The sequence below is a fragment of the Panacibacter microcysteis genome (assembly GCF_015831355.1).
Taxonomy (GTDB): Bacteria; Bacteroidota; Bacteroidia; order Chitinophagales; family Chitinophagaceae; genus Panacibacter; species Panacibacter microcysteis.
In genome coordinates this window covers 1,110,662-1,130,559 of the sequence record NZ_JADWYR010000002.1, presented here as the reverse complement: position 1 = coordinate 1,130,559, position 19,898 = coordinate 1,110,662, and the positions used below count along the sequence as shown (strand labels likewise).

The 19,898-nt window shown below is 40.5% G+C and carries 22 protein-coding genes; 7 read left to right on the top strand and 15 right to left on the bottom strand.

The genetic code is table 11. The annotated features are described in order from the left end of the window. Positions 1-5 precede the first annotated feature (5 nt). Entirely contained in the window at positions 6-923 is a 918-nt protein-coding gene (locus tag I5907_RS16555) for a DinB family protein (protein ID WP_196991914.1), read from the bottom strand. A gap of 193 nt (positions 924-1,116) precedes the next feature. On the opposite strand from I5907_RS16555, the gene I5907_RS16550 reads away from it, so the two are divergent. Next, the gene (locus I5907_RS16550; protein WP_196991913.1) at positions 1,117-2,103 is read left to right on the top strand and encodes a GlxA family transcriptional regulator; all 987 of its coding nucleotides are present in this window, start codon (positions 1,117-1,119) and stop codon (positions 2,101-2,103) included. A gap of 176 nt (positions 2,104-2,279) precedes the next feature. On the opposite strand, the gene secG is transcribed toward I5907_RS16550, so the two are convergent. From secG to miaB, 5 genes are all read right to left on the bottom strand, one after another. Beyond that, on the bottom strand, positions 2,280-2,636 hold the full coding sequence (secG, locus tag I5907_RS16545) for a preprotein translocase subunit SecG (RefSeq protein ID WP_196991912.1): 357 nt from the start codon (positions 2,634-2,636) through the stop codon (positions 2,280-2,282). A gap of 1 nt (position 2,637) precedes the next feature. After that, positions 2,638-3,924, bottom strand: coding sequence for a hypothetical protein (locus I5907_RS16540; protein ID WP_196991911.1), 1,287 nt, complete (start codon positions 3,922-3,924; stop codon positions 2,638-2,640). Positions 3,925-3,944: 20 nt separating this feature from the next. Further along, a complete protein-coding gene (gene lptE / locus I5907_RS16535) occupies positions 3,945-4,478 on the bottom strand; it encodes an LPS assembly lipoprotein LptE (protein ID WP_231402140.1) in 534 nt (177 codons plus the stop codon). Between the two features lie 156 nt (positions 4,479-4,634). Then, the gene (locus tag I5907_RS16530; RefSeq protein WP_196991910.1) at positions 4,635-5,906 is read right to left on the bottom strand and encodes a sigma-54 interaction domain-containing protein; all 1,272 of its coding nucleotides are present in this window, start codon (positions 5,904-5,906) and stop codon (positions 4,635-4,637) included. Positions 5,907-5,925: 19 nt separating this feature from the next. Continuing rightward, complete coding sequence (miaB, locus tag I5907_RS16525) at positions 5,926-7,347, bottom strand: tRNA (N6-isopentenyl adenosine(37)-C2)-methylthiotransferase MiaB (protein WP_283016287.1); 1,422 nt, start codon at positions 7,345-7,347, stop codon at positions 5,926-5,928. A gap of 390 nt (positions 7,348-7,737) precedes the next feature. Between miaB and I5907_RS16520 the strand changes: the two genes are divergently transcribed. After that, positions 7,738-8,691: a DUF3078 domain-containing protein gene (locus I5907_RS16520; RefSeq protein WP_196991909.1), complete on the top strand. Its 954-nt coding sequence runs from the start codon at positions 7,738-7,740 to the stop codon at positions 8,689-8,691. On the opposite strand, the gene I5907_RS16515 is transcribed toward I5907_RS16520, so the two are convergent. Together I5907_RS16515 and I5907_RS16510 are read right to left on the bottom strand one after the other, a co-directional pair. Then, positions 8,684-9,199, bottom strand: a complete 516-nt coding sequence (locus tag I5907_RS16515) for a hypothetical protein (protein WP_196991908.1) — start codon at positions 9,197-9,199, stop codon at positions 8,684-8,686. The two genes, I5907_RS16520 and I5907_RS16515, sit on opposite strands and share 8 nt — an antisense overlap. Before the next feature lie 44 nt (positions 9,200-9,243). After that, positions 9,244-10,020 (bottom strand): (Fe-S)-binding protein, encoded by a 777-nt coding sequence (locus I5907_RS16510; RefSeq protein WP_196991907.1) that lies wholly within the window; start codon positions 10,018-10,020, stop codon positions 9,244-9,246. 230 nt (positions 10,021-10,250) lie between these two features. Here I5907_RS16510 and I5907_RS16505 point away from each other — a divergent pair, with 230 nt between their 5' ends. Further along, positions 10,251-10,529 carry a hypothetical protein gene (locus I5907_RS16505; RefSeq protein WP_196991906.1) on the top strand — a complete coding sequence of 93 codons (279 nt, stop codon included), beginning with the start codon at positions 10,251-10,253 and terminating at the stop codon, positions 10,527-10,529. Here the strand turns inward: I5907_RS16505 and I5907_RS16500 are convergent. The 4 genes from I5907_RS16500 to ahcY form a co-directional block, all read right to left on the bottom strand. Beyond that, positions 10,510-11,259: a DUF2306 domain-containing protein gene (locus I5907_RS16500; RefSeq protein ID WP_283016286.1), complete on the bottom strand. Its 750-nt coding sequence runs from the start codon at positions 11,257-11,259 to the stop codon at positions 10,510-10,512. The genes I5907_RS16505 and I5907_RS16500 overlap by 20 nt on opposite strands. A gap of 77 nt (positions 11,260-11,336) precedes the next feature. Next, complete coding sequence (locus I5907_RS16495) at positions 11,337-12,227, bottom strand: MerR family transcriptional regulator (protein ID WP_196991904.1); 891 nt, start codon at positions 12,225-12,227, stop codon at positions 11,337-11,339. 369 nt (positions 12,228-12,596) lie between these two features. Beyond that, entirely contained in the window at positions 12,597-13,040 is a 444-nt protein-coding gene (locus I5907_RS16490) for a hypothetical protein (RefSeq protein WP_196991903.1), read from the bottom strand. 150 nt (positions 13,041-13,190) lie between these two features. Further along, positions 13,191-14,516, bottom strand: a complete 1,326-nt coding sequence (gene ahcY / locus I5907_RS16485) for an adenosylhomocysteinase (RefSeq protein WP_196991902.1) — start codon at positions 14,514-14,516, stop codon at positions 13,191-13,193. A gap of 117 nt (positions 14,517-14,633) precedes the next feature. Here ahcY and I5907_RS16480 point away from each other — a divergent pair, with 117 nt between their 5' ends. The 3 genes from I5907_RS16480 to I5907_RS16470 all read left to right on the top strand — a co-directional run bounded on the left by I5907_RS16480 (position 14,634) and on the right by I5907_RS16470 (position 17,555). Beyond that, positions 14,634-15,134 (top strand): Lrp/AsnC family transcriptional regulator, encoded by a 501-nt coding sequence (locus tag I5907_RS16480; protein ID WP_196991901.1) that lies wholly within the window; start codon positions 14,634-14,636, stop codon positions 15,132-15,134. 460 nt (positions 15,135-15,594) lie between these two features. Continuing rightward, positions 15,595-16,323 carry a sugar transferase gene (locus I5907_RS16475; protein ID WP_196991900.1) on the top strand — a complete coding sequence of 243 codons (729 nt, stop codon included), beginning with the start codon at positions 15,595-15,597 and terminating at the stop codon, positions 16,321-16,323. A 113-nt stretch (positions 16,324-16,436) separates the two neighbouring features. Further along, a complete protein-coding gene (locus tag I5907_RS16470; RefSeq protein ID WP_196991899.1) occupies positions 16,437-17,555 on the top strand; it encodes a UDP-galactopyranose mutase in 1,119 nt (372 codons plus the stop codon). A gap of 331 nt (positions 17,556-17,886) precedes the next feature. Here the strand turns inward: I5907_RS16470 and I5907_RS16465 are convergent, their stop codons facing one another. The 3 genes from I5907_RS16465 to I5907_RS16455 form a co-directional block, all read right to left on the bottom strand. Further along, the gene (locus I5907_RS16465) at positions 17,887-18,312 is read right to left on the bottom strand and encodes a VOC family protein (protein WP_196991898.1); all 426 of its coding nucleotides are present in this window, start codon (positions 18,310-18,312) and stop codon (positions 17,887-17,889) included. Between the two features lie 83 nt (positions 18,313-18,395). Then, on the bottom strand, positions 18,396-18,863 hold the full coding sequence (locus I5907_RS16460) for a hypothetical protein (protein WP_196991897.1): 468 nt from the start codon (positions 18,861-18,863) through the stop codon (positions 18,396-18,398). A gap of 71 nt (positions 18,864-18,934) precedes the next feature. After that, on the bottom strand, positions 18,935-19,195 hold the full coding sequence (locus I5907_RS16455) for a DUF3185 family protein (protein WP_196991896.1): 261 nt from the start codon (positions 19,193-19,195) through the stop codon (positions 18,935-18,937). A 39-nt stretch (positions 19,196-19,234) separates the two neighbouring features. Here I5907_RS16455 and I5907_RS16450 point away from each other — a divergent pair, with 39 nt between their 5' ends. After that, the gene (locus tag I5907_RS16450; RefSeq protein WP_196991895.1) at positions 19,235-19,873 is read left to right on the top strand and encodes a hypothetical protein; all 639 of its coding nucleotides are present in this window, start codon (positions 19,235-19,237) and stop codon (positions 19,871-19,873) included. Positions 19,874-19,898: the final 25 nt, after the last annotated feature.

Below are 19,898 nucleotides of genomic sequence, written 5' to 3'. Positions count from 1 at the left end.
ATAGGTTAGTTATTAATGAATACGGGCGTCTTAATTGTTGAGATAATATTTTTTAACTGATGCGTATGTCTTTGTATGTGAAACAAAACAAAATACAACAGTTCCAGTTTGGTGATCTCGCCGAATGCGGGATGTTTAATAGCCAGTAAAAGGTTCGTATTTCTACCGGCCTGTTTCAGTTGATCAATGGAGTTGGACAATTTTTTGAGTAGTTCATCTTTGGTAAACGGGCCACTACCAGGCAAGATAAATTCAGGTGATTTATACTTTACATTGAAGTCGAGAAAAGTCTGTTTTAACTCATCAACTCTCTTATCAGCTTCCCTTGATAATTTTTCGCCGTCGAGCTGCATCGCGCTTGCTATACCGGTGTTTGACCTGCTGATATGCGCAATTACCTGTGCCGCTGACCAGCTTTCTTCAACAGGCTTTTTATTGATGTCAGCTGTGCTGCATGCATCGATCGTTTCGAAAAGCTCCCGAATTGTAGTATCGAACTCTTCGAGTAATTCAATTGAACGCTTTACCGCAACTAGGCAGATCATTTCTTTATCATTTTTATAGATCTCTATTGCCGGTGTCTTATCATCGGCTCTTTCATCAAGCATTATTTCATGAAATACATCTTTGATACACGCAGTTTTATTCTGCCAGTCTTGTACGGTAACAGACAGGTAAGTTCCTTTTTCAATGGTGAATGTTTCATAGCCATATTGGCGGGCTTCTCCTGCAGTTTTTTCTTCGGCGGCCGCCACGTATGTAATATCATTACCGGTACACCAGCTAAGGCCGTAGTATAGCCGGTTATTACCGCCGGGCAAAGTATTGATGAGGCTATCAAACGCTTCACTTACACCGGCCGGAAAAGCCTCTACTGTATTTCCAAAAACAGTAATGTTATGGGGTAAATGATATATTTCCATCGTATATGCTTTTTTATTTATGCAAACCTACTCTCATTACAATTTCTATAAAGGGTGCAAATGCGGCATTGTATCGTGTTGATTGCGACAACGGAGTAATTTATATTTGTACAGGAAAAAACGATTGCCTGGCATCAATGCATAACCGTAACAATACGCCGGCTGCATCATTTCTTACAAAATTTATCTTGCAATGAAACACATTTCAATTCTTATTCCGCATGGCCATTCCAGTGTTGTAAATATTGAAGGCTCTCACCAGATTATGAATGAGGTAAACAACATCCGTTCTAAAATGGGTAAGCCTGCATTATTCAAAGTGCAACTGGTTGGTATTGCTAAAGAGGCAAGCCAGCGCAATGGCCTGTTTATCATCAGCCCTGATGTAATGATAGAAGATGTAAAAAAAACAGACCTTATACTCATACCGGCAGTACATGGAGATCCCAAAAAAGTAATGCAGGATAATGCCGCTTTTGTTCCATGGATTCTTGAGCAGTACAATAACGGCGCAGAGGTTGCAACAATGTGTATCGCTTCATTTTTCCTCGCTGGTACAGGCTTGCTCGATGGCAAGCAATGCGCTACGCACTGGAGTGCTGCCAATACTTTCAGGGCACTGTTTCCCGGTGTAAACCTGGTTGACGATAAAATAATGACGGAAGACGACGGCATCTATACAAGCGGCGGCGCCTATTCTTTCACCAATTTGCTGGTGTACATCATTGAAAAATATGCCGGCAGAGATGTTGCCATTATGATTGCAAAATCTTTTATGATCGATATCGACCGCATCAGCCAATCACCATTTATTATTTTCCAGGGTCAAAAAGCACACGACGATGAGCAAATCCGCAAAGCGCAGGAGTACATTGAGCAAAATTTCGATGATAAAATAACCGTAGACCAGCTCGCTTCCATGCTTGCTCTTGGCAGAAGAAACATGGAACGCCGGTTCAAAAAGGCCACCTCGAACACCGTTGTTGAGTATATACAACGGGTAAAGATTGAGGCAGCAAAGAAGAATCTCGAAAACAGCCGCAAAAACATCAATGAAGTAATGTACGAGGTTGGATATTCAGATACAAAGGCTTTCAGAACAATCTTTAAACGTATTACAGGTTTGTCGCCTGTTGAGTATAGAACAAAGTACAACAAGGAAACCGTTATGATGGCGTAATGAAGATTGTGGAGGTGAACGACATTGCTACTATGTGGCTTTGGTTGTGTCACTCACTTGTGCGTCCGGTAACCTTATGCAGCTTTTGCGACCAGCTTAATGTATACCGGTCTTTATATGCAACAAACAAAAAACCCCGTTTTAAAACGAGGTTTTTTTATGCAGAGATAATGCGCTTATTTGTTTGAGTCAGCCGGTAATGTTGTGGTATTAGAAGGCTGCGTAGCAGAAGGCGTTGTTGCAGGTGCCGTAGTGCTGTTAGTTGTCTTCAGGTTTTTGATAACGTCTGAACCGGTTGAGCTGCCACCACCTGAAAAGAACAGGGTAGAAGTAATGCAAAGTATAGCAACGATACCCGCAAAAATCCATGTGCCTTTTTCCAGTACATCGTTGGTTTGCTTCACACCCATGATCTGGTTTCCAACACCGCCGAATGTACCTGATAAACCACCACCTTTAGGGTTTTGGATCAAAACGATAGCGCCAAGCAACGCACTTGCCAATATCACTAAAATTAAAAATAGAATACTCATCTTATTTGTTATTTAAAGAATCAATTTTGGCCGCAAAGTAAGCGGATTTGTCCGGATTAAGCAAACCTAATTTTTTGTACAGTTGCACAGCTTTATCAAGTTTACCTTGTTTTACCAGTACTTCTGCCATAGCTTCCGTTACAATATCTTTTTGTTCATTAGAAGTAGCCGCAATGGTTTCAATCAGTTTTTCTGTTTCAACGTCTGTTCCAAGATCCTGCGGCTGCGGGTTTTTGACTTTTATCTGTTTTAACCAGTCTGTAAACTTGCGAACGCGGTAGGTCATCTTATCCTGTTCATCGGCTTTAATACCCTGCGAAGCAAAATAATCCACTGTATGAAACGGGTTTGCTTTAACAGGCAGTGTTTCATGCTCGGCAACAGGTTTCTTAAAATCTGCCAGGTGTTGCTCAATCAGGCTGGAAAGCTTAAGCCGCTGCGTATCTGTTTCCTCAGCAGAAGCGCTGTCCTGTTCTTCGTTTGAACCGGTGGATTCATCTTCGAAATGTTCCGTGCCTCCTACAAGAACACTATCTGCAACTGCATGTTCATTTGTAAAGTCTTGTCTTATTACTTCTACAGCAGGCACCACTTCATCTGTTTCATTCACTACACCTTCTGCAGGTATTTCCACCGCCGGAACAATTTCATCTGCAGGTTCTTCTGCGAACTCTTTTTTAGTTATTTCCAAAGCAGGCACCACCTCATCTGTTTCATTCACCACGCCTTCTTCCGGTATTTCAATCGCCGGAATAATTTCGTCAGCGGGTTCAACAGCCATTTCCTTTGCGGTTATTTCTACAGCCGCAACAATTTCGTCTGTGTAGCTATCCACGGCATCTTCCTGTATGTCTATGTTTGATGTTCTTTCTGCTGTTTCAGGAGCAACTTCAGCTATAGTTTCAGTAATTGCGTTGCTTTTTTCTTCTACCGGCGGCAATTCATTTGTGTCAGCAAAATCTTTACGTTCTTCCACATCATCAGCCGCAGCCATCTCTCCATTTGTTGAGGCGAAACCTGGCCCGGTACTGTAAACTATTTCTTCTGCTGTCTCGTCATCCAAAAGATAACTGAGCCAATATGGATTGTTGAAAAAAAGCGCGGTTTTTCTTAACTGGCTTGCTTTTCCCCCTGCATTTTCAACGTGCAACTTTCTTGCAAGCAAAAACTGTGGCACCGGGAAATAAGGGTACTGCTCTGTAAGCATTTCAAGCTCTCTTTTGCTTACATGAGCCAGGTCTTGCTTACCAAACAAATGCTGTGTAATATGTTTACCTGCTTCGTTCATGCCGTGAAAATAAGCTTCTGTTACCAGTTAGAAAAAAGACGGTTAAAAATTTCATCGGTAACATTTTTTATAATGTCATCGAGCAGTTGTGCCTCTGCCTGGGAGAGTGTTAAACCCGCGGAGAAATCAAAGTCTCTTGATACCTGGTAATCGGTCGATTTGTTTTCAAGTGTGTTGAATAAAGTCATGGTTAGCCCCACCGTTAACCTGTTAGCCGCTGCCTGCTGCCCGCTGATGGCTGCTGTGCTTACATTGTAGCTGCTGATATAACCGCTGATAATATAATCGGCATTGTCTGATTGTGTAACTGTTCGCCTGGTAAGGTTGGCAACTTTTTGCTGCAACTGGTCTGTAAGTCTTGCTGCAAGCTGGGGGTTTTTATACGGTGCCCTGTTTTCTATAAAATTTATTTTAATGGTCTTCACTTCCGGCGGGATAGACACATCCTTAAAGGTATACGGACCGCATGCGGAAAACACAATGGCCGTTGCTATAAAAAACAGTAAAATAAAAATGTTCCGGAAGGGAGTATGTGAATAAGGTTTATAAAACATCTGATTTGTATTATTGGTAAAAGACCGGTGCTAAGGTCTGCAACAGGTCTTTGTAAACAACTGGTGGCGGAACCGGAACTGCTGAATATATTGTTACAGTACAAGAGTGCGACGCAACAGGAGCTTCATGCCTGCACTGCACCCTGGCCCATACACTTATTCATCAATATCATACTCCTTAAGTTTACGATATAGAGTACGTTCGCTTATACCCAGGTCTGATGCTGCATCTTTGCGCTTGCCTTTGTGCTTTTTTAATGCTTTTATGATCAGTTCCTTTTCTTTATCCATAATGTTCAACGATTCTTCCACTTCTTCATGGTGATGAATTTCATCATCATCATCATGGCCAATGATAACCGGTTGCATATTGTTTGAAGGAACGAGCTGCGGATGTACCACCGGTGATGAAACCTGCTTTGGTAATTCCGGCGCCATATTATTATAATCGCTAAGCAATGAATCTTTTGTATAATTAGCTGCATGCCCCGCCAGTGAAGGATTCTGAAGAATTTCAAGAAACATTTTCTTGAGTTCTGTCACATCCTTTTTCATATCAAAGAACAGTTTGTATAAGATCTCTCTTTCATTGGCAAATTCACCTACAGGTTGCGCACCTGATGCAAGCATGGGCAACCTGTTGTTTGTTTTATCGGGCAAAAATTTGTGCAACTCCGGCCCTGAAACATTCGGTTGTGTACTAAGCACAGAAATCTGCTCTGCAATATTCTTTAATTCACGCACATTGCCGGGCCAGGGATAATTTATTAACAGGTTTTTTGCGTCTTCATCTAACTGTACCGGTATTGTTTTATAGCGTTCTGCAAAGTCTACTACAAACTTCCTGAACAGTAAAGGAATATCTTCTTTGCGGTCCCGCAGCGATGGCACGCGAATAGGCACCGTGCTTAACCGGTAGTAAAGATCTTCGCGAAATTTGCCGGTTTGCGTAAACTCCAGCAGGTCCCGGTTGGTGGCGGCAATAACGCGTACATCTGTCTTCTGCACTTTTGAAGAGCCCACGCGGATGAACTCCCCGGTTTCCAGCACACGTAATAAACGTGCCTGTGTGCCAATGGGCATTTCACCAATTTCATCGAGAAAAATGGTGCCGCCACTTACGGTTTCGAAGTAACCCTTGCGGCTGTCAACGGCGCCGGTAAAAGCACCTTTTTCATGCCCGAATAATTCTGAATCAATCGTGCCTTCGGGGATGGCGCCACAGTTAACTGCGATAAAAGGGTTGTGTTTCCTTGCCGATAATGCATGGATGATGAGAGAAAAACTTTCTTTACCTACACCGCTTTCACCAACAATGAGTACGCTAAGATCTGTGGCTGCAACCTGCACAGCAACATTCAGCGCATGATTCAGAGATGGTGAGTTACCGATAATGCCAAACCTGTTTTTTATACTTTGCTTATCCATAAATGCCTGTCTTTATAAATTAAATGATCTGCCCCAGTAATGTGGCCTGCGTACATTCATTAACCTGTACGTTTACGTAGTCGCCGGGCTTTAGACCGTTGTTTATTTTGGGAAACACGATCATTTTATTCTGAGAACTTCTCCCTTTCCATTCTGCCGTGCTTTTCTTACTATCGCCTTCTATGAGTACTTTAAAAATTTTACCAACATCCCGTTTATTACTTTCGAGTGATAGCCTGTTTTGCAGCTCTACGATTTCCTGAAGCCTTCTTTTTTTGATCTCTTCCGGGATATCATCTTTATAACGGCGTGCTGCAAGTGTGCCAGGCCTTTCGCTGTAAAAGAACATATAGCTCATATCGTACGCGCTATATTCCATAATACTTAAAGTATCCTGGTGGTCTTCTTCAGTTTCTGTACAAAAACCGGCAATTATATCAGCGCTTATGCCACAGCCGGGTACAATTTCTTTTATCTGTTTTACTTTGGCCATATACCATTCCCTTGTATAGGTACGGTTCATCAGTTGTAATATCCTCGTGCTGCCGCTTTGTACAGGAAGGTGAATATAATTACAGATGTTTTCATATTTCGCCATGGTACGCAATACCTCTTCTGTAATATCTTTTGGGTGAGAAGTGCTGAATCTTACACGCAATAACGGATTGATCAGTGCTACCATTTCCATCAGCTTCGCAAAGGTTACCGTTTCATTGGTGGCTTCGTTTATCCAGTAATAGCTGTCAACATTCTGACCAAGTAGCGTAACTTCCTTAAAGCCCCTGCTAAAAAGGTTTTCCGCTTCCTGAACGATTGATAAGGCATCGCGGCTACGTTCCCGGCCACGTGTAAACGGAACCACGCAAAAACTGCACATGTTATTACAGCCACGCATGATAGATATAAATGCGGTAACACCGTTGCTATCCAGTCGTACAGGCGAAATGTCTGCATAGGTTTCGTCTCTGCTCAGCAACACATTTACGGCTTTCTGGCCCGTCTCTGCCTCTTCAATCAACCCCGGTAAACTTCTGTATGCATCAGGCCCCACAACAATATCAACCAGTTTTTCTTCTTCGAGTAATTTGGCTTTCAAACGTTCTGCCATACAACCAAGCACGCCGATCAGCATTCCCGGTTTAGACTCTTTTATTTTTCTAAATTCAGTCAAACGTTTGCGTACCGTTTGTTCTGCTTTCTCACGAATAGAGCATGTGTTGAGCAAAACAAGATCAGCATCTTCCAGGTTACGCGTGGCGCCAAAGCCTTCATTGTTTAAAATAGAGGCAACAATTTCACTGTCGCTAAAATTCATCTGGCAGCCATAACTTTCAATGTAAAATCTTTTCCGATACGCATTCGCATCTGCTTTAAATGGCGCAAACGCTTCTCCCTGGCGGGTTTCATCATGAACTTTCTCTGCAATGTCAAACATTTCCATTAAGGAATTATTTTAGTTTTTGGTACCCGGCTGTATCACTTTACTCATCACCTGTTGCGTCGCACTCTTGTACTGCAATACCTTTTTCAGCAGGTGGCTTCGCAGGCAGTTATTATCCAGCCATCGGGCAAAAATGTTTTTTCTTTATAAGCTTGCAAAAATAACTAAAAGATTCTTACTGCCTGTTTGGCAGTTTCTTAACATTTATTAAAGTGTTGAAAGTTAAATTTGCCTGCACCTTTTTAAACAGCTTGTTGAAAAGATATTTCACCAAATATCCAAAGTGCGTGTTTTATTTGCTGAAAGGAATGTTGCATGGGAGGCAACCAGATATTTCAGAAGTCAGCTAACTAAAATTGAATCGGCATATAAACACGTTCGGTTAAAGACATGAGAAGACTCTTTCTGTTTTTTATAGTCGTTTGTTTTACGCAAGTAGTCTTGTGCCAGGATATACCTGTAAAAACCTTACCTACAGAAATATTTAAAAGCGTAACCAGGAAAGCTACAGATACAATCACCGTATGGAAATGGAAACGTGGCGGAATGATCAACGTAAATCTCTCGCAGGGTACACTCAGTAACTGGGCCGCGGGTGGAGATAATTTCTCGCTGGCTACAGCGGCATACGTAAATTATTACGTGTACAACAAAGGCAAAAGATATAACTGGGACAATAACATCGATTTCAATTTCGGACTTATCAAGACTTCGAGCCTGGGCACGAGAAAGAATGACGACAGGGTAGAAGTAATTTCAAAATATGGATTAAAGGTAGATACGGCCAGTAAAATTTTTGCATCAGCACTTTACAACTTCCGGTCTCAGTTGTTTGATGGATTAACATATGTTGGCGACAGCGGTTATCTTTCATCGTCGTTTATGTCACCCGCTTATTTTCTTCTTTCTCTTGGGTTTGATTACAGGCCTTCACCTGTGTTTTCATTGTTTCTTTCTCCTTTAACCGAACGTATTACGCTGGTAAGCAGTAAAAGACTTTACACAAAAGGGGTATATGGTGTACCTGCCGGAAGAAAATATATTACACAAATAGGTGCATTTGCTTCCATCAACTTTAACAAGGAAATATTTAAGAACGTTACCTACCGGGGTAAAATGGATTTATTCTCCGACTACACCAATAATCCTGCAAATGTTGACATGTACTTTACCAACATTTTTGCTTTTAAGATCAATAAATGGCTGTCTGCAACCTACAACCTGGATATGATCTACGATGATGATGTGCGCCTGTTTGGAAAAAACAAAACAAGCCCCGGGCTGCAGTTAAAAAGTCTTATAGGCATTGGCTTTTTGATGCCAATGAATCCTGTAGTTAATTAGCTTTTTCCAGTTTGATCCTGGTGGAAAGCCAACTATCTTTCACAGGTATAATCCATTTTTCAGTAAATTCTTTTTTATTAGCTACCAGGTTATTGAAGTAAAGAGTACTGGGTGTGATGTAGTTATTTTCCAATGCATAATTCAACTGGCCAAAGGGAAGCAACTGAACCTTATCTTTTACAAAAAATGCCAGCATCTGCCTGTCAAAAAGATTTACACCAAACTGCTCCTCTATGTTTTTAATAACACGTACAGAGCTGTCTGTGCTACAACCGCTGACACCAGTGGCTGTTTCATCGGCCATCAGTATGATAAATTGCCCGAAAAGCAGGTTCGCATAACCTTTTACAGGTGTGCCATGGCTTTGCCAGTTTGAGGTAAAGTCTTTAAGAATTACCTCTATCTGCAATGCCTCAGGAATGGTAAACAAACGGCTTGCCTGGTAAACCCATACACGTGAAGTATCGTGAAAATCTGCCGGGATGGTATCTCTGTAATCGAAGTTCATGATGCAAAGATAAAGTAAGCTGCTAATTATTGTGCAGCACAGGATTACATAGATGATGCTATGATCTCCGCAATATCCAGCACTTTTACTTCCTGTTCTTTCTCTTTATTTTTTACACCATCCATCAGCATGGTATTGCAGAATGGACAGGCTGCCGCAATTACATCGGGTTGAAGCGATAAAGCTTCATCTGTACGTTCAATATTGACACGTTTATTGCCTGGTTCATCTTCCTTAAACATCTGCGCACCACCTGCACCACAGCATAGACCGTTGGTTTTACAGCGTTTCATTTCTACCAGTTCAGCGTCCAGTATTTCCAATACTTTCCTTGGTGCTTCATAAATATTGTTTGAGCGGCCAAGATAGCAGCTATCGTGGTATGTAATACGTTTGCCTTTAAAGCTTCCACCTTCCTTTAAAACTATCTTTCCGTCATCGATCAATTGCTGCAGAAAGGTGGTGTGGTGTATGACCTCATAAACGCCGCCCAACTCAGGGTATTCATTTTTGAGTGTGTTGAAGCAGTGGGGGCAGGCAGTTACAATTTTCTTTATATTATAGTTATTCAGCACCTGGATATTGTTGTATGCCATCATCTGGAACAGGAATTCGTTGCCTGCGCGTCTGGCAGGATCTCCTGTACAAGCTTCTTCTTTGCCCAATATGGCGTATTTTATACCGACTTTATCAAGTATTTGCACAAAAGCTTTTGTGATTTTCTGCGCACGCTGATCGAAACTGCCTGCGCAACCAACCCAAAAAAGTATCTCCGGTGTTTCTCCGTTCATTACCATCTCTGCCATACTTGGAACCTTCATATTCAATTCGTTTAGTCAAATGTAAAATAAAAGTTTAAATACCTTTTGAAGCTAATAATTTGCAGGCGTGGTCGTTTAGTGCCCGGTAGCGTTGTGCAGCTGAAGAGTGCGACGCAAGTAAAGTTGAGTGGTGTGTTGCAGCTGACTACAAAAAATTCCTTACAAATATCCGGCTAACGCCAATTGTAGCACAAGAATTGCAGCTATAATCTTTTTTTGAATTAATCATTATGCGTATTCAGTTTATAAAGAACGTTCATTTTACAAAGCTGGTTAAGATTAGCGGCAGGAATGTAAAAGAGTTCAATTTTAGAAAAATGCGAAGCGGAGAAGAAGATCTGTTTAGTGTGGATGTAAGTGATGACCGCGGCAACAGGATCATGTTTCAGATGAGGAAGGAGGGAAGTACATGGAACATTGCTGAACAGGTTTTACCAGCATGGATAACCGAACAGGAGCAAAAGCTGAATGAAATAATTGAAGAAGAACTCAGATCTCCGACTTCATAGCGGCACTGATACCCGCTTTTTTTGCATAAGTGCTGTTTTGTAGTGTTGTTACAGACATACTTGTACGATTGTTTTCAGCAACAACAAACCTTACTGACAGGCTTTTTTGTTTGTTTTTCCTCCGTTGAATAATGAATAACTCTGTGATAGCCAAAGGCAGGATCCATGAAACCCAGGCGAGTACCGTAAGGCGTTCAACCCTGTTTACTTCCAGCGATGCATTTACTACAATATCTTCCAGCAATCTTGAAAGAGAAAAGCCAATTGTAACCACAAAACTTCTCAGCATCCATTCCTTATGTGCCTCCACTTTTCCGGACAAGGCATTGTACATACCTGCGAGCGCAGTAACCAGCCAGGCGGCAGTAAAACCTCCCAGGCCAGCGGCGTACCATATATTTTCCGGCGTTGTGGCGCATAGATAAAATGAGGTAACGGACGACACTATAATGGCATAAACATATGTTTTGCCGAACAATTTATGCAGGGCAAAATACCGCTTTCTTATAACCGGCCAATATTGGAACGGCGAAACAATTGTTGCAATCATACCTGAAAGAACATGTGTAAATACACAATATTTGCGCGACCAGAAAAAATCGAAATGATAGCTTTTGGGTGTGAAAACAAAATAACGCAGACAGTTTGCGTAAATATAATAGACGCTAAAAAAAATAATTAACGCCCATACAAAAAGGATTACAGTCTTCCTGAGGGTGCCGGATTTCATGTAGGGGGTACTTTCCTCAAAAATAAAAGATTATCCTAACCCGCTGTGGTATTTCAGCTAAAATTAATGTGATGTATTTATAATGTTGCTGAAAGACCTGGTTTAATAAAATCAAGCGCTGCAGATTGCGATTGCAGAATGGTACAATTGTGATGGTCTGAAGTAGCCCGTGCACTGAAAGGCCCACTGGCAACGATTTGCTGGTTGGAAAAATTATTTACAAGTGTATTAAGGTAATCATTGATATCGTAATCTGTAAAGTTTGTAATGAGGTGAAAATACAGTGTACCCACAGAGCATGCCTGTATGCATGCACTTATGTCGCTAATAGTTGCATTAGCACCAAGATAAAGACACTTATGACCATGCTTTTTAAATAAGTAATGATAGAACAAAAGGGGCAATTCGTGGTATTCACCATGAGGCGTAAACAGCAGCACGGCCGGTTCTTCAGAAACTACCGGGCTTAACTCATCTATCGCGACGATCATTTTGTTCCTGATAATATTGCTGGTAAAGTGCTCCTGTGCAGGCACAGCAATATTATTCATCCAAAGGTTGCCGATCTTTTCAAAATACGGAAACACTACATTTTGTACGCACCTGGAAAAACCAAGTTTTTCAATAGCAGTGTTCAGCGATTCTTCAAATTCGTAAATGTTGAATTCAAAAGAATATTGCAACAGCTTGTTTACAAGTAACTGGTCTGTGTTTTTATTGGTAGAAGTGTAATTTGTAAGCCGGTATAGCTCATCGTTATTTAAAGAGGCAATGCGTGAAATTTTATAACCGTTATTGTAGAGATACGCGATCTTGAGAATGTGCTTCAGATCATCGTTATCATAATAGCGGTGATTACTAATTTTCCTTTTGGGGTTAATAATATTGTAACGTTTTTCCCAGATGCGCAAAGTGTGCGCTCTAATACCCGTCAAGTTTTCAATATCGTTAATATTAAACCTTTCCATAGTTTGAAAATAATTTTTGTTGCTGTTTTCTATGGGTTAAGGGGAGTAGTGATTATGCTTTTGGACCCGGCAAAGAATAACTATGAAACTGTGGTTGCGTCGCACTCTTGTACCGCATATCTTTATTCAACTGCTCCGGCCAAATCAGCCTGCACTTGCCTAAAGATCTCTAGTCACAAAGAATATACCTGATATCTGGAAACAACCTGGTAATGATTTGCTGTGCAATCGCCATTGCTACACTGCTCCGGGAAATATTATTATTTGATTGGTTGGGAAATGGCATCGTATGCTGATTACTGATAGAAAGTACAAGAGTGCGACGCAACCGCCGATGCTATGAAATGATGTAGCCGGGTACCAAAAAAATTATATGTCCTGCCACGCACTTTTAGATTCTCCAATCAAAAACTGGTATTGAGAAGAGAGGCTTACCAGTATGGAGAATGCGGCAATAAGTGCGATCCAGTTTGTCTGGTCGTTATATTTTGCAAGTGGTATATTGATAAAATGATCTGCCACCACGGAAATAATAACACCTGCAATAACCAGTAACCAGAACTGTTTTGTTTTGGCCATGTTAGCTGTGGCCAGCGCACATACATACAGTGCCGCACATGTTATTGCAAATATGGCGATGCCCAAAACGATGGTAAGGCCTATGATATAAAGTGATTCTGTTGTTGAAAATTCCGGTACAAGGAGGTGCGGGGCAGTAGCTGTTAAAATATGTGAAGAGGTAACACAGGTATTCAAAAAAACAGCAACAAAAAAGGTGTAAAGGATAAAACGAAATGCAGCATTATTGTTCATAAGTAGTTTTTGGCTGGTTAGTTAACATCGCTGTAAAACTAAATAAATAACAGGTTCTATACTTAAAATATTGTACTTAACTTTTAAATACATGGCATAAAAAAACCATCGCCATGCGATGGTTTGTATAGAAAAATTCAACAATGAAAACTAATAGCGATAATGTTCCGGTTTAAACGGACCTTCCTGCGGAATGCCGAGGTATTCTGATTGTTCTGCTGAAAGTTCATCCAGCTCAACACCAATTTTAGCAAGGTGCAGGCGTGCCACCTTCTCATCAAGATGCTTTGGTAATACATACACTTTGTTTTCGTATGAAGCATGGTTTGTCCATAATTCAATCTGGGCAAGTGTTTGATTGGTGAATGAATTACTCATTACAAAAGAAGGATGGCCTGTTGCGCAACCGAGGTTTACTAACCTGCCTTCTGCAAGCAAAATAATATCCTTGCCATCGATGGTATAAATATCAACCTGGGGTTTAACGGTATCTTTTGTTTCACCGTAATTTTCATTTAACCATGCTACGTCAATTTCGATATCAAAGTGACCGATGTTACATACGATCGCTTTGTCTTTCATGGCACGAAAATGTTTTTCGGTAATCAGATCTCTGCAGCCGGACGCAGTAACAATAATATCAGCCTCTTTAACTGCATCAATCATTTTTTTAACTTCGAAACCATCCATCGCCGCCTGTAAAGCACAAATGGGGTCTATTTCGGTAACAATTACGCGGCAACCGGCGCCGGCTAAAGAAGCCGCAGACCCTTTGCCTACATCACCATAACCGCCAACAACTGCAACTTTACCTGCAAGCATAACATCTGTTGCACGGCGTATTGCGTCAACCAATGATTCTTTACAGCCATACTTGTTGTCGAACTTAGATTTGGTAACCGAATCATTAACATTTATGGCAGGAATTGGTAAAGTACCCTTTGCCATGCGTTCGTATAAACGATGTACACCGGTTGTAGTTTCTTCACTTAAACCTTTAATGTGTTGAATAAGCTCGGGGTATTTATCGAAAACGATGTTGGTAAGATCTCCACCGTCATCCAGGATCATATTTAACGGCTTATCTGTGCTGCCAAAAAACAATGTTTGCTCAATACACCAATCTGCTTCTTCGAGCGTCTGGCCTTTCCATGCAAAAACACCAACACCTGCAGCGGCGATAGCAGCGGCAGCATGATCCTGCGTTGAAAAAATGTTACATGAACTCCAGCGTACTTCTGCACCTAAAGCAACCAGCGTCTCAATTAATACGGCAGTTTGAATTGTCATGTGCAGGCAACCTGCAACACGTGCACCTTTTAACGGCTGTGATGGCCCATACTCAGCACGGAGTGCCATAAGTCCGGGCATTTCAGCTTCTGCTAAACGGATTTCTTTGCGGCCCCACTCGGCAAGGCTAATGTCTTTCACCTTGTAAGGCAAGCTCAGGTCGATTTTTTGCGCTATCGTAGACATGATTAAAATTTTAGTGACGCAAAGATATATTAGCAGAATAGAATACCATATTGTTAATTAACTTTGGAATATAATTACAAATTAAAGATCACTTGCAGAATAAAACAACTGTTACAGATGGAAAAGTTCACTCAAAAAGAACAAGTGCATAGTAGTAATATCACACTCGATTCAAAAGATCTCGCCATACTGATTATTCTTCAGCAAAATGCGAGGGCCACGGTTAAGGAAATATCAGAAAAAATTCATCTTTCAACCACGCCTGTGCATGAGCGTATAAAACGTATGGAAGAATCGGGCGTTATAAGGCAATATGCAACACTACTGGATCATGCCAAGGTAAAAAAAGGCCTCATGGTAATTTGTTATGTTTCATTAAAACAACACAACAAAAATGCAGGCGCACGGTTCATAAAGGCCATTCATGAAATGAACGAGGTAATAGAGTGTTACAATATTTCAGGGCAATTCGACTTTATGCTTAAGGTCGTTGCTGAAAATATGGATGCCTACTACGACTTTCATGTGAATAAATTAAGTCAAAGCGATAATATAGGACAGGTGCAAAGTGTCTTCGTAATGGGAATCGTAAAACAAACCCACCAACTTATACATTAAATGGAAGATGAGTAAACGCTTCTTATGTATGGCAGAAAATTATATATATTTAAACAAACTTATAATAAGCTTTAAACAGAAATAAATTCATAATTAATTTATAATTTTTTTGAATGGGGCTTGTTTTTTTTAAAATAAAAAGTTTATGTTTGCCACAGATGAGTTTAGAGTAATGGGAATCAAGTACCTAGAAAATTTAATCCGTAAACCCAGTACTCTGATGAAAATTATTCTATTGCTTCGCACGTATGCTTTTTCAGAAAAGTGAATAATTGCCGATTGTTTTGAGTTCTTGTCATGATACGCAAAATATGGGCGTATATGATAAGCTTTAAAATATTTCAACGTTATTAACTTAATTTATACTGAATATGCAGAAAAATATAAACGACGAAAAATTTAAGAGGCAAAATAAAAGTAAACTCGTATCCCGTAAAAACCAGAATAAAAACTCAAATCTATGGAAGTAAACCTTTTACAAAAGCAAAATGTAGTGCAAGAGTCCGTATTGCACATTCATCTCGAGACGTCCTACCCTGAAAAAAAACGTGCCATTGAACAATCCCTTCAAGCGAAAAAATTTCAAGTGATCTTAAAGAGAACTTTTGATATTGTCGCTTCCTCAATGCTTATTGTTTTCTTTTCTCCGATTCTTATTGTTGTAGCTATATTGGTAAAGCTGACGTCTAAAGGACCTGTTCTTTATTCGAACGAACGTGTTGGTTATCGTGGAGATAACTTCAGGTGTTTCAAGTTCCGCTCAATGGTTAGTGATCAAAGCATTAAAAAATCAGACTACGAAGTTGCTTTGGCCGGCCAGGAAAAAGGAATTTTGCACAAAGTTAAAAATGACTCCCGCATTACCTGGATTGGTAAAATAATCCGTAAAACAAGTATTGATGAACTGCCTCAGTTGTTCAATGTATTGAAAGGTGATATGAGCATCATCGGTCCAAGACCACTTGTTCCGTTTATGCTGAAACATTTGCCTGAATTCAAAGAAGTACGTTGCCTGGTACGTCCTGGTATTACAGGACTATGGCAGATTCGTGACAGGGTAAATAATACAAGTGCAGAATTCATGATTGAACATGATACTGAATATATAGAAAATTATAGCCTTCTGCTTGATGCAAAAATTCTGCTTAAAACGCCAATCGTAGTAATAACAGGAGAAGGTGCATACTAATTCATTCCGCGCAAAATTTTTAATCTAAATAAGCGTTTATATTACACGCTTGCCCAACAGGACAAGCGTGTTTATTTTTTACAATCATTATCTTATCAACTAACCACCAGCTTATGATCAAGGCAGACTTTGTAATTGTAGGTTCAGGACTAACAGGAAGCACCATCGGCAGAATACTTGCCGATAACAACCAGGACGTAGTAATCATCGACAGAAAAGACCACATTGCCGGCAATGTTTTCGACTATAAACACGATAGTGGTGCAATGATCCATAAATATGGACCACACTATTTTCGTTGCGGCTCTGAAAAAATCTGGAATTTCGTAAGCCGGTTCTCCGAGTTTTACGACTGGAGTGCCGTACTGAGATCTAGGGTAAACGGCGAGTACCTAAACTGGCCTGTTCAACAGTCTTACATTGAGCAAATCGCAGGGAAGGATTGGGAACTTTTTAAAGGAGAACCAAAAAATTTTGAGGAGGCTTGTCTCGCCAAAATGCCACGGCAGTTGTACGAACTTTTTATAAAAGGTTATACCGAAAAACAGTGGGGCGTAAAATGTACAGAACTTGATAAAGATCTTGCTGTACGTATTACCATTAACAAGTCTAATGTCACATCACTTACACCAAACCACAAGTGGAACGCATTGCCACGCAATGGTTACACGGAATGGGTTAAGAATATGATCGGCGACATCCCGGTTGAGCTAAACTTCGATTACCTTCAAAACCGCGACAAAGTTGTGGCCAACAAACTGCTCATATTTACCGGACCTATTGATGAGTTTTTCAACTACAAGTTCGGAAAACTGATGTACCGTGGTCAAAACCGGAGGGTAGAACATTTGCCTGACGTAGAAGAATACCAGCCATTTATCCAGGTGAATTATCCAAATGCAGACGAACCAAGAATACGCACAATAGAATGGAAACACCTGATGCATCCTGATGATAAAAAAGATGTACAAGGAACGTTACTAACGCACGAAACTCCATTTACGCCTGAAACACCACATCAATACGAGTATCCATTCCCGGATAAAGTGAATAAGAACTTATATGAAGAATATCGTAAGGCAGCAGATGCGCTTGAAAATATTATCATATGTGGAAGGCTGGGTGAATACAGGTATTATGATATGGACCAGGCTATTGGTCGGGCAATGAATTTTGCTGCTGATATCATGGAAAAATACAACATAAAAGACACCGCAAAAGAACCGGTATAAACCAATACTCGTTTAGGTAAAAAATATAAAGAAAGCATATGCTTTCTTTTTTTATTATGTACCAGGCTGCATTGCTACTATGATGCTTCCGTTGCGTCGCACCCTTCGGCTTTTGAAGCATTGTTCGCCAACTGCGAAGACGATTGTTTGTTATGAACATCAACATATGCCACCATCAATCAGAAAGGAGTAAGATGTGTGTATGTAAACAGTAATGACCGTACATACAATCACCCAGGTAAAGTGCATCGTTGCTGCCCTATGTTATGGCGTACAAGAGTGCGACGCAACAGGTGCCGGGCAGCGATAAAAAAGCCGGCTACATAAAAAATTATTTCAACACCTGGTTAAATTCGAGTCTTTCATTATCAGGACCAATAATATTAAAATAGCGGCATCCTTTACTCCAGAATTTCAGGTACACGGGCGCTTCTTCAATAATATGATAACCGGAAGTTTTCAGTATAAAAAAAGTTTCATCAATATTTTCCACATCAAAAGCTATATGGTCAATGTGGCCGTTGTTTCGTGCAGCAATAGATTGAAGCTCGCTTTGCGGCAACTGGTATAATTCGATTGTTATATTTCCCTGTTGCATCATAATACAGGTTCCACTGCTTTTGTTGTGTTCAAACGTAGCCTGCATTACATTGCTAAAACCTAAATCCCTGTAAAACTGTTCTGACAGCGAGATATCTGTAACGGGAATACCCACATGTTGTATAGCTTTCAGCGAGAGTGTAACAGGTTGTTGCATTGTTTTTCTATTGTATTGCTAAAGATAAAATAAAAAAAAGCCGTTGATACAACGGCCTTCATTTATAACGAGGGGGAATAGCTTTAGTCGTGTTCTGTTTCCAGGATAGAGCCGCTGTTGTTAAATGTAACTTCCCATTTCACACTGCCACGCATAAAATGTGCTTTCCAGGTATTCTCATTGGTAAGCTTCCATTCATAAACATTGTCATTGGGGTATACGCTGCGAAATGCATTCAACACGCCATTTGGTACAGCACCATCCAGGCAAATAACAGAATGAGATGACTGGTGGCCATTATCTTCAAAACGTGCTTCATGTCGTTTATCATCCATATTGAACTGGCAGGTATAGCTGTCGTCACTTCCTTGATGCCATTCCGTTTCTGTTGCACCGCTAAAACTGCTGCTAAATGCAGCTATAACTGCAGAAGGTACAGCAGAGGCTGGTATTATATTTACTGAACCAGGGTTATCTGTACTATTTACATCTTTTTTACATGACACAAAAGCCAGCATCACCGCTACAATGAAAAGGATCTTAGTCTTCATAACATTTCAATTTAAAAATGAGCATTAATAATGTTATGTATTGTTCGTGCATAAAAATGTAACCAGGGCAACTACTTTTTTTTCCTGCTTGCCATAATTACGATCAGTCCGCATATAGCGGCTATACCTCCTGCATAAGTAGTTGCGGTGGAGGTATGGCGTCTGCCGGAATTATTAATAAGTGTGTCTGCATTGCTGATAGGCTGGTAACTACTTTGGAAAGGTCCGGCAAAAAAAATCATTAACACACCCGCCACAATAAGTGCAATACCCAGGAATTTCATGGTGTTTTCTTTTTCGGTATTTTCAGGCTTGTAAATATCATGCCACAAAGTTTTTATAAACGGGTAAGTTCAAAGCACTGCTGCTTCATGAAAATGACAGTGATATTATTTGTAACCATTTTTACAATTTCTACAACCATGCAGGCACAAAGAGATTCTATAACCGGGGTTTACGAATTAACCGGGATAAACGAGGTTGCTTCTGGTTTTAAATTAAATACGGATTCCTCGTTTGAATTTTATTTTAGCTATGGCGCGCTAGATCGGTCTGGCAGCGGTAAATGGCGTATAAATGGTGATAAAATAATTTTTAACAGTGCCGCATGGCCCGGCCGCGATTTCCGGCTTATACAGTCGGAGTTTGAGCCCGGTGCACCGGTTACAATAATCATCAAATCGCAAAACAATATGTTGTTGCCCTACGTGTATGGTTATGCGGACGAAATAAAAAATAACGAATACCCGGTCAATGCAAATTCACATGGAGAGATAAGACTAAAAACAACCAATGCAGATTCGCTGCATTTGCTGTTTGAGTTTGTTCCCGAACGGGTTTCTTCTTTCAAAACAGATACGCATGAGCATAACATTTTTACGTTTACATTTGAGGCATGGTTGTTTGAATTTTTTTTCAACAATCTGGAATTATCTGTAATGCCAAATGCTCTTTATGGAAAACATCCGCTTTTGCAAAAAGAAGATTGCACTTTCGAAAAAGTACAATAGTTGTGGCACCAGATATGCTTCGCTT